The following is a 7,789-nucleotide window of genomic DNA, read 5'->3' on the forward strand; positions in this document are numbered from 1 at the left end:
CCCGATGGCACGCAACGATTCAGCGGGACGCGTCGCGGGCAAACGGGTTCTCATTACCGGTGCGGGCCGTGGGATGGGCCGTAGCCACGCCGTACGGTTGGCCGAAGAAGGCGCCGACTGCATCCTGGTCGACATCTGTTCGACGCCAGAGGGTTTGGACTACCCGTTGGCGACCGAGGACGACCTGAACGAAACCGCGCACCTGGTCGAAGAGCACGGCGGCCGGGCGATCAGCATTGTGGTCGACGTGCGCGACGACGCCGCGTTGAAATCAGCGGTCGACGACGCGGTCGCCGAACTGGGCGGCCTGGACGGCGCTGTCGCCAACGCCGGTGTGCTGACCGTCGGCAGGTGGGACACCACCACGTCCGAGCAATGGCGGCTGGTGCTCGACGTCAACCTCGTCGGCGCGTGGAATACCTGCGCGGCGGCACTGCCTCATCTGGTGCAGCGAGGTGGCGGAAGCCTCGTCAACATCAGTTCGTCGGCGGGTATCAAGGGAACACCGTTGCACCTCCCCTACACGGCGTCCAAGCACGGGATCGTGGGCATGAGCAAGGCGCTGGCGAATGAAGTTGCCGCGCAGAACATCCGCGTCAACACGGTGCATCCGACCGGTGTGGCAACGGGAATGGCGCCGCCGTCGATGCACAGCCTGATCGGCGAGCAACGCCCCGACCTGGTGCCGATCTTTCTCAACGCGCTGCCTGCTCCACTCATCGAAGCGTCTGATGTGAGCAATGCGGTGCTGTACCTGATCTCCGATGAGTCCCGCTACGTGACGGGACTCGAATTCAAAGTCGACGCCGGTGTCACGATCAGATAGGGGCGGCGATGCCAGATAGTCAGCGTCATGACCAAGGACTACGCACGTTCGCCGAGGTAATGACTTTCGATGCTCCGGACGAGCACAGCCCATTCGCACATGGGTTGGTCGACTTCGTCTTCGGCGAGGTCTGGTCGCGGCCACGGCTGAGCCGGCGCAATCGCCGGTTTGTCACCTTGGCCTGCGTCGCGGCCGCTGACGCGGTTGCTCCGCTCGAACAGCACGTCTACGCGGCACTCAATAGCGGTGATCTCACGATCACCGAAATGCGGGAAACGGTACTGCATTTCGCGGTCTATGCGGGTTGGCCCAAGGCGTCACGGTTCAACATGGTCGTCGACCAGCAATGGGCCAGGATCATCGACGAACGCGGCGATCAGGCCACTGATCCTGAGCCACTGTTACCGCTTGCTTCCGCCAGCGATCCCGAGAAACGACTCCAAGGAGGCGAAGACTCCTTCAGGGAGATCAACTGCATTCCTTTTGCGCCGCCTCGCGACAACCCTTACACGGGGGCGGGCATCCTGAATTTCGTCTTCGGTGAGATGTGGCTGCGGCCAGGGTTGGGAATGAAGGAACGTCGACTCATCACCGTTGCCTGTGTCGCCTTCCAGGATGCCGAAATCCCGGTGCTGTCCCATGTGTACGCGGCACTGAAGAGCGGTGACATTTCGTTCGACGAGATGGACGAGTTGGCGCTGCACTTCGGGACCTATTACGGCTTTGCCAAAGCGGAGTATCTCAACCAGGTGATCGCCGACCAGAAGCGTCGGGTGGTGTCCGAGAGCCAGCACGATCCGCAAGCTCAACGGTGACGGCGGGATCACAATCGGCCTGCGCTCAACGCTGGACCCCCTGGACTGCTCGAGGCAGCGTTTGGAATCATCCGGAAAGATAGGGTTCATGATGAGTCCATCGATGCCAAGGTAGGGCGATGCGCACTGCGTTCCACGAGCAACTCGAGTCGCTGACCGAGACGCTCAGCAGCATGTGCGGCCTGGCCGGTCTGGCGATGGACCGCGCGACGCAGGGGCTGCTGCAGGCAGACCTGGCAATCGCCGAGCAGGTTATTACCGGCCATGACCGCATCGCTGCGCTGCAAACCCACGCGGAGGAACTTGCCTTCGCGCTGCTCGCGCTGCAGTCACCTGTCGCAGGCGACCTGCGGCTCGTCGTTGGTTCCCTACAGAACGTGGCAGACGCTGAACGAATGGGCGGCCTGGCACTGCACGTAGCGAAGATCGCCCGTCGCCGCCATCCCAATCACGTTTTACCGGACGAGGTCAGCGACCATTTCGCTGAGATGGGACGCATCGCCGTCGACCTGGGCAACAGCGCCAAAGACGTTGTGCTATCCCGGGACCCGCAGCAGGCCGCCGATATCAGCCGCGAGGACGACGCGATGGACCAGCTCCATCAGCAGCTGTTCAGTGTCTTGATGGATACCGAGTGGACGCATGGGGTCGCGGCAGCCGTGGATATCACCCTGCTCGGCAGGTTTTACGAACGCTTCGCCGACCACGCCGTGGCGATAGGGCGTCGGGTCGTTTTCGAGGCGACGGGCGGACCCGGCGGAGCGTAAGCAAGGTGCTTTTCGCGCAGATCGTCGCGTGGGTGATTCCGTAAGTGTAGACTTACCGTTCGTCATGACCATCGACACCATCGATTCGTGGGCGGCCCTCGCCGACGGCACCCGCCGCGCCATTTTCAAGCGCCTCGCCGATGGGCCAATGGCGGTCGGTGAACTGGCCCGCGGCGTGCCCGTCAGCCGGCCGGCGGTGTCTCAACATCTCAGCGTGCTCAAACGCGCTGGACTCGTCTCCGACCGCCCCGCTGGAACGCGGCGGCTCTATCACGTGAACCCGAGCGGCATCGAGGCGCTGCGATCGGAGTTGGACGTGTTCTGGGGCAAAGCATTAGACGCCTTCAAACTCTTGGCCGACGAAGAAGGGCAGGACAGATGACGCCATCAGATCCCGAACCGGTACGGCAAAGCCTCGTCGTCGACATCGGCGTCGAGCGCGCCTTCGCGCTTTTCATCGAACGCTTCGATGTGATCAAGCCGCGCGACCACAATTTGCTGCCGGTACCGATCGCCGAAACCGTCTTCGAGCCGCGACAGGGCGGCCATATCTACGACGTCGGCGTTGACGGAAGCCGCTGCGAATGGTCGCGCGTTCTGGCCTATGAGCCGCCCTCCCGGGTGGTTTTTTCCTGGGACATCGGGCCGACGTGGCAACTGGAGACCGATCTGGCCAGGACGAGCGAAGTCGAGGTGCGATTCACCGCCGAATCCGATGGCCGCACCCGGGTGGAGTTGGAGCATCGACACCTCGAACGGCACGGCGCCGGCTGGCGAGCGGTCGCCGACGGGATTGGCGGCGACCGCGGGTGGCCGCTTTACCTACGGCGCTACTCCGAGCTGGCGACTGAGGCGTTGCCATGAGCGGCCAAGAGGAACCACTGATGAAGCTGGCCTACGAGGAACGCGTCGACCTTGCCGCATTCCTCGCGACGCTGACACCACCGGAGTGGCAGGCGCAGAGCCTATGCGACAAGTGGACGGTGAAAGACGTTGTCGCCCATGTCGTCAGCTATGAGGAGCTGACTCCATTCGGGTTGGCGAAGCGTTTCGCGAAAGGTCTCATCGTCCACGCCAACGAAGTTGGCGTCAGAGACTTTGCGGCCATGTCGCCCAGCGGTTTGGTGGACTTCCTCCACCGGCATCTCCGCCCCAAAGGCCTTACTGCCGCTTTCGGCGGCATGATCGGACTAGTCGACGGCACCGTCCACCACCAGGACATCCGGCGGGCCCTCGGCTATCCGCGCACCATCCCGGTCGAGAGGCTCGAACGAATACTCCCGCTAGTGCCGGGAAATCCGCGGCTGGGCGCCGGACGCCGGATCAGAGGATTGCGACTGACGGCGACGGACGTCGCCTGGCAACACGGTGACGGACCGGAGGTCATGGGCACCGGTGAAGCACTTCTCATGGCGATGACGGGCCGGCCCGATGCCCTAGACGAATTGTCCGGACCGGGACTACCCACGTTGGCCGCGCGCATCGGGACCTCTTGACTGAGGGGTCGAACAGGGCCGCTCACGCAATGGCAGTCCTGACCGCCTCGTCGGCAATGGTTCCGTTCAAGCTGGTATCGGGCCCGGTCAATGCGGGGCTGAACTTGAGGGCATCCACCAACTCTGCTATCGCCTGCTCGCCCTGCCCACCCACGACAGCCTGGGAAAAACAGGTTTCGAGGTGGTTGTGCAACATCACCCGGTTCGTGCGTTCCAACGCCGACTGCACCGCAGAAATCTGCTTCATCACGTCCACGCAGTAGGCGTCGGACTCCAGCATTCGGATAATCGCGTCCATGTGACCCCGCACCGTCTTAAGCCGGTTCAGCGCGGCACGCTTTTTGGCTGTCAGCTCTTCAGACATCACGCCTCCTCCTGTGATCACCTGCGTCCGCAGTATCGTACCCCACCCCTCCCTGGGTGGGGTACGCTGACGTCCACCAAACCCGATAGAGAGGTTCAAGCCATGGCCGACACGACCGACGTTGCGCAACCATCCGACGATCCAGGCACCGCACAGCCCGCCAGTCCCGGGCACCAGTCGAGTCGGCTAAATCAGGCGCTGGCATGGGTGGGCATCGTCGCAGGTGGACTGTTCATCGTCGCCGCGATTTTCTTTTCCGGTTTCTTCTTGAGTTGGAGCGAGCACATGCACATGGGAATGAGCCATGCGGCAATGGGCCACGAACCGAAGGATTGCTGTGCCCAGATGAAGCCCGGCGACATGAAGCCCGGCGATCACATGATGCAACCGGGCCCGATGGGGCCTGGGATGATGGCTCCGCAGTCAGGACGCTAGCGCTGCGCGCTGGCTCTTAACTGGTCGAGCAGCTTTTGCACCCGCTGTTCAATCTCATCGCGGATCGGACGTATCGCTTCGAGTGCTTGGCCGGCAGGGTCGGGCAGTATCCATTCCTCGTAGCGCCGTCCGGGCAGGATGGGACAGGAGTCGCCACATCCCATTGTGATCACGACGTCGACGGCCTCGAGCATGTCGGTGGTCCACCGCTTGGGTTGTTGGACGGCGATGTCGATGCCCTTTTCGGCCATGGCAGCGATTGCGCCAGGGTTGACTTTGTCGGCCGGCTCCGACCCTCCCGAGTAGACGGTCGCCCGCTCGCCCGCAAGGTGTTGGAAGAACCCCATGGCCATCTGGGATCGGCCCGCGTTGTGGGTGCACAGGAAAAGCACGGCGGGCTGCGTGGCGGGCATCATGGGCCAGCTTCACGGGTGGTTTGATCGCGGGCGGCAGGAGCGAATCGTCTTCTTAGAGTCAGTGATACGTAGACCAGCGCGACCAGCACAGGCACTTCAATGAGTGGGCCGACGACGCCGGCGAGCGCCTGTCCCGAGGTAGCGCCGTAAGTAGCGATAGCGACCGCGATGGCCAGTTCAAAGTTGTTCCCGGCAGCCGTAAACGCCAACGTCGTTGTGCGCGGGTAGCCCAGTCTGAGCATTGCGCCCAACAGGTATCCGCCGCCCCACATGATGGCGAAGTAGGCCAGCAATGGCGCCGCGATGCGGACGACGTCGAGAGGGCGACTGGTGATCTGTTCTCCTTGCAGCGCAAAGAGAATCACGATGGTGAACAGCAGGCCGTAGAGCGCCCACGGCCCGATCTGCGGCAGGAAGGTGGATTCGTACCAGCTTCGCCCCTTCGCCTTCTCCCCGAGGCGTCGCGTGAGATAGCCGGCCAGCAGCGGGATCCCGAGGAAAACGAGGACCGACTTGGCGATCTGCCAGGGCGAGATACTGATGGTGGTCTGTTCCAGGCCGAGCCAGCCGGGCAGGACCGAGAGGTAGAACCAACCCAGGATGGCGAACATCACAACCTGGAAGATCGAGTTGATCGCGACGAGCACCGCAGCGGCTTCTCGGTCACCGCAGGCAAGGTCGTTCCAGATGATGACCATCGCGATACAGCGGGCCAGACCCACGATGATCAATCCGGTCCGGTAGTCCGGTAAGTCGGGCAGCAGCAGCCAGGCCAGTGTGAACATCAGCGCAGGACCCAGCAGCCAGTTCAGTACCAGCGAACTGACGAGCAGCTTGCGGTCGCTGGTGACGGTGTCGAGCCGGTCATAGCGAACCTTGGCCAGTACCGGGTACATCATGACGAGCAAGCCCAGCGCGATGGGTAGCGAAATGCCGTCCACCTGAACGTGATTCAGCGCCGTATTGAGGCCGGGGATGAGTCGTCCCAGCAGCAGCCCCGCAGCCATCGCAATACCGATCCACACCGGCAAGAACCGATCCAGCGTCGACAGCTTCGCGACGACGGCGGACTGCTCGCCGCGCTCCAGGATCTGGCTCACGACGCCGGGTCCGCCGCGCCCGCGGTCGCGCTACCGGTGCAGCAGGCACCTACGCCGTCATCGGCGCTGTCGAGGGCGAACGAGGTTGTGCCGAAGGTGTCCGAGTCGGCAAGCACGGTGTAGACCTCCCATTTTTCGCCGGCGGGTCCGGTCACCCACACCTTGTCCTGGGTGGCGAAGCAACAGGTCGTCCCGATTTCCTCTTCGGTGAACATGCCCTCGTTGGTGAGACGGGCGATCTCGGCATGGACGATGTCGGTGGATTCGACTTCCACGCCGAGGTGGTTGAGGGTCCCTCCGTGGCGGGGGTTTTCGATGAGCACAAGCTTTAGCGGTGGTTCGGCGACCGCGAAGTTGGCGTATCCCGGCTTCACCTTTGCGGGTGCGGTGTTGAACAGCTTGGAGTAAAACGTGATCGCCTCGTCGAGGTCATCGACGTTGAGGGCGAGTTGAGCGCGGGACATGACGACTCCAACCTATGTGGCTTATGTCGAACTACTGACGTAGGCGATGATGCCACCTCTTCGATATATGTCAACCCCTGTGGCAAGATGGTCGCATGCCCAAGGCCTTGCCCATGGTGGATATGTCCGCCCCGGTGTGCTGCTCGCCGGTGGCCGCTGGACCACTGGACGACGATGCAGCACTAGACATTGCGCTGCGCCTCAAGGCTCTGGCCGATCCAGTACGGGTGAAGCTCGTCTCGCTGCTGTTCAGTTCGGAGGCCGGCGAGGTCTGTAGTTGCGATCTCGCTACGAGTGTCGGCTTGAGCGAATCAACAGTGAGCCATCACCTTTCGCAACTTCGCCGCGCTGGTCTGGTCGAGTCCGAGCGCCGGGGAATGAATGTCTATCATCGCCCCCGCGGCGAGTCATTGACGGCGCTGTGCACAGTACTCGACCCGAACTGCTGCCGTTAGGGCCCGGGTACCCCAAGCCCGGCCGAGTCAGCCCTCCACATTGACGGCCGTCATTGACGTCCGTCAGTGAATGCGGTTACCGTACTCGTATGAAGTCGCCAACTGCCGTCGCCTACGCCCAGGCAGTGGGCGAAAGCGTTCGACAAGTTCGAATGCAGGAAACCCGAGCGCGTCTCTTCGATGCCGCACTGGCTGAGATTGGCCGGTCCGGATTGGCCAGCGCCGATGTCACCGCGATCGCGAGCGCAGCGGGAGTCGTGCGCGGCACGTTCTACTTTCACTTTCCCACCAAGGAACACGTCCTGGTCGAGGTGGAGCGGAACGAAGAGGCCAGGATCGTCGAGCAACTCGACGTCGCACATACCGACACCAATGACTTGGTGGCGGTGCTGTCGCTGCTGGTGCGCCAGGTGGTCGCCGCCGAGCACCGACTGGGTCCAGTGGTATTCCGCGAGATGTTGGGATTGCACTTCTCTGCGAGTCGGCCAATTGAGGATGACGTATCAGAGCATCCGCTCGCCGAGTTCGTGATTGCTGCGATCACCAAAGCGCAAGAGGCAGGCCATGTTTCACCGGGGGCAGACGCGGCCGAACTAGGGGTCTTCTTCATGACCGGACTTTTCGCATTGCTCGCTACTGGGGCTCGCGCTT

Annotated in this window: 11 protein-coding genes and 1 pseudogene; 9 read left to right on the plus strand and 3 right to left on the minus strand. The window is 62.8% G+C overall.

Features of this window, described 5'->3' with window-relative positions:
• The first annotated feature begins 4 nt into the window (after positions 1–4).
• The 6 genes from VGG53_RS23480 to VGG53_RS23505 all read left to right on the plus strand — a co-directional run bounded on the left by VGG53_RS23480 (position 5) and on the right by VGG53_RS23505 (position 3,904).
• Complete coding sequence (locus VGG53_RS23480) at positions 5–826, plus strand: mycofactocin-coupled SDR family oxidoreductase (protein ID WP_331520519.1); 822 nt, start codon at positions 5–7, stop codon at positions 824–826.
• An 8-nt stretch (positions 827–834) separates the two neighbouring features.
• Entirely contained in the window at positions 835–1,641 is an 807-nt protein-coding gene (locus tag VGG53_RS23485) for a carboxymuconolactone decarboxylase family protein (protein ID WP_331520520.1), read from the plus strand.
• Between the two features lie 119 nt (positions 1,642–1,760).
• Positions 1,761–2,408, plus strand: a complete 648-nt coding sequence (gene phoU, locus VGG53_RS23490; protein WP_331520521.1) for a phosphate signaling complex protein PhoU — start codon at positions 1,761–1,763, stop codon at positions 2,406–2,408.
• 64 nt (positions 2,409–2,472) lie between these two features.
• Complete coding sequence (locus VGG53_RS23495) at positions 2,473–2,790, plus strand: metalloregulator ArsR/SmtB family transcription factor (RefSeq protein WP_331520522.1); 318 nt, start codon at positions 2,473–2,475, stop codon at positions 2,788–2,790.
• Positions 2,787–3,272, plus strand: coding sequence for an SRPBCC family protein (locus VGG53_RS23500; protein ID WP_331520523.1), 486 nt, complete (start codon positions 2,787–2,789; stop codon positions 3,270–3,272). Before VGG53_RS23495 ends, VGG53_RS23500 begins: the two co-directional genes overlap by 4 nt.
• Entirely contained in the window at positions 3,269–3,904 is a 636-nt protein-coding gene (locus tag VGG53_RS23505) for a maleylpyruvate isomerase family mycothiol-dependent enzyme (RefSeq protein WP_331520524.1), read from the plus strand. The genes VGG53_RS23500 and VGG53_RS23505 overlap by 4 nt, the downstream gene beginning before the upstream one ends.
• A gap of 22 nt (positions 3,905–3,926) precedes the next feature.
• Here VGG53_RS23505 and VGG53_RS23510 read toward each other — a convergent pair whose 3' ends face one another.
• Complete coding sequence (locus tag VGG53_RS23510; RefSeq protein ID WP_414689043.1) at positions 3,927–4,268, minus strand: metal-sensitive transcriptional regulator; 342 nt, start codon at positions 4,266–4,268, stop codon at positions 3,927–3,929.
• Between the two features lie 102 nt (positions 4,269–4,370).
• Here VGG53_RS23510 and VGG53_RS23515 point away from each other — a divergent pair, with 102 nt between their 5' ends.
• Complete coding sequence (locus tag VGG53_RS23515) at positions 4,371–4,703, plus strand: hypothetical protein (RefSeq protein ID WP_331520525.1); 333 nt, start codon at positions 4,371–4,373, stop codon at positions 4,701–4,703.
• On the opposite strand, the pseudogene arsB reads toward VGG53_RS23515, so the two are convergent.
• Positions 4,700–6,219: pseudogene (gene arsB, locus VGG53_RS23525) on the minus strand (ACR3 family arsenite efflux transporter). The gene VGG53_RS23515 and the pseudogene arsB overlap by 4 nt on opposite strands.
• A complete protein-coding gene (locus VGG53_RS23530) occupies positions 6,216–6,683 on the minus strand; it encodes an ArsI/CadI family heavy metal resistance metalloenzyme (RefSeq protein WP_331520526.1) in 468 nt (155 codons plus the stop codon). The pseudogene arsB and the gene VGG53_RS23530 overlap by 4 nt, the downstream one beginning before the upstream one ends.
• 95 nt (positions 6,684–6,778) lie before the next feature.
• On the opposite strand from VGG53_RS23530, the gene VGG53_RS23535 reads away from it, so the two are divergent.
• Together VGG53_RS23535 and VGG53_RS23540 are read left to right on the plus strand one after the other, a co-directional pair.
• Complete coding sequence (locus VGG53_RS23535; RefSeq protein ID WP_331520527.1) at positions 6,779–7,138, plus strand: Rv2640c family ArsR-like transcriptional regulator; 360 nt, start codon at positions 6,779–6,781, stop codon at positions 7,136–7,138.
• Positions 7,139–7,227: 89 nt separating this feature from the next.
• On the plus strand, positions 7,228–7,789 hold a 562-nt coding region (locus tag VGG53_RS23540; protein WP_414689044.1), incomplete at its 3' end, for a TetR family transcriptional regulator.

The sequence above is a fragment of the Mycobacterium sp. genome (assembly GCF_036490025.1).
Taxonomy (GTDB): domain Bacteria; phylum Actinomycetota; class Actinomycetes; order Mycobacteriales; family Mycobacteriaceae; genus Mycobacterium.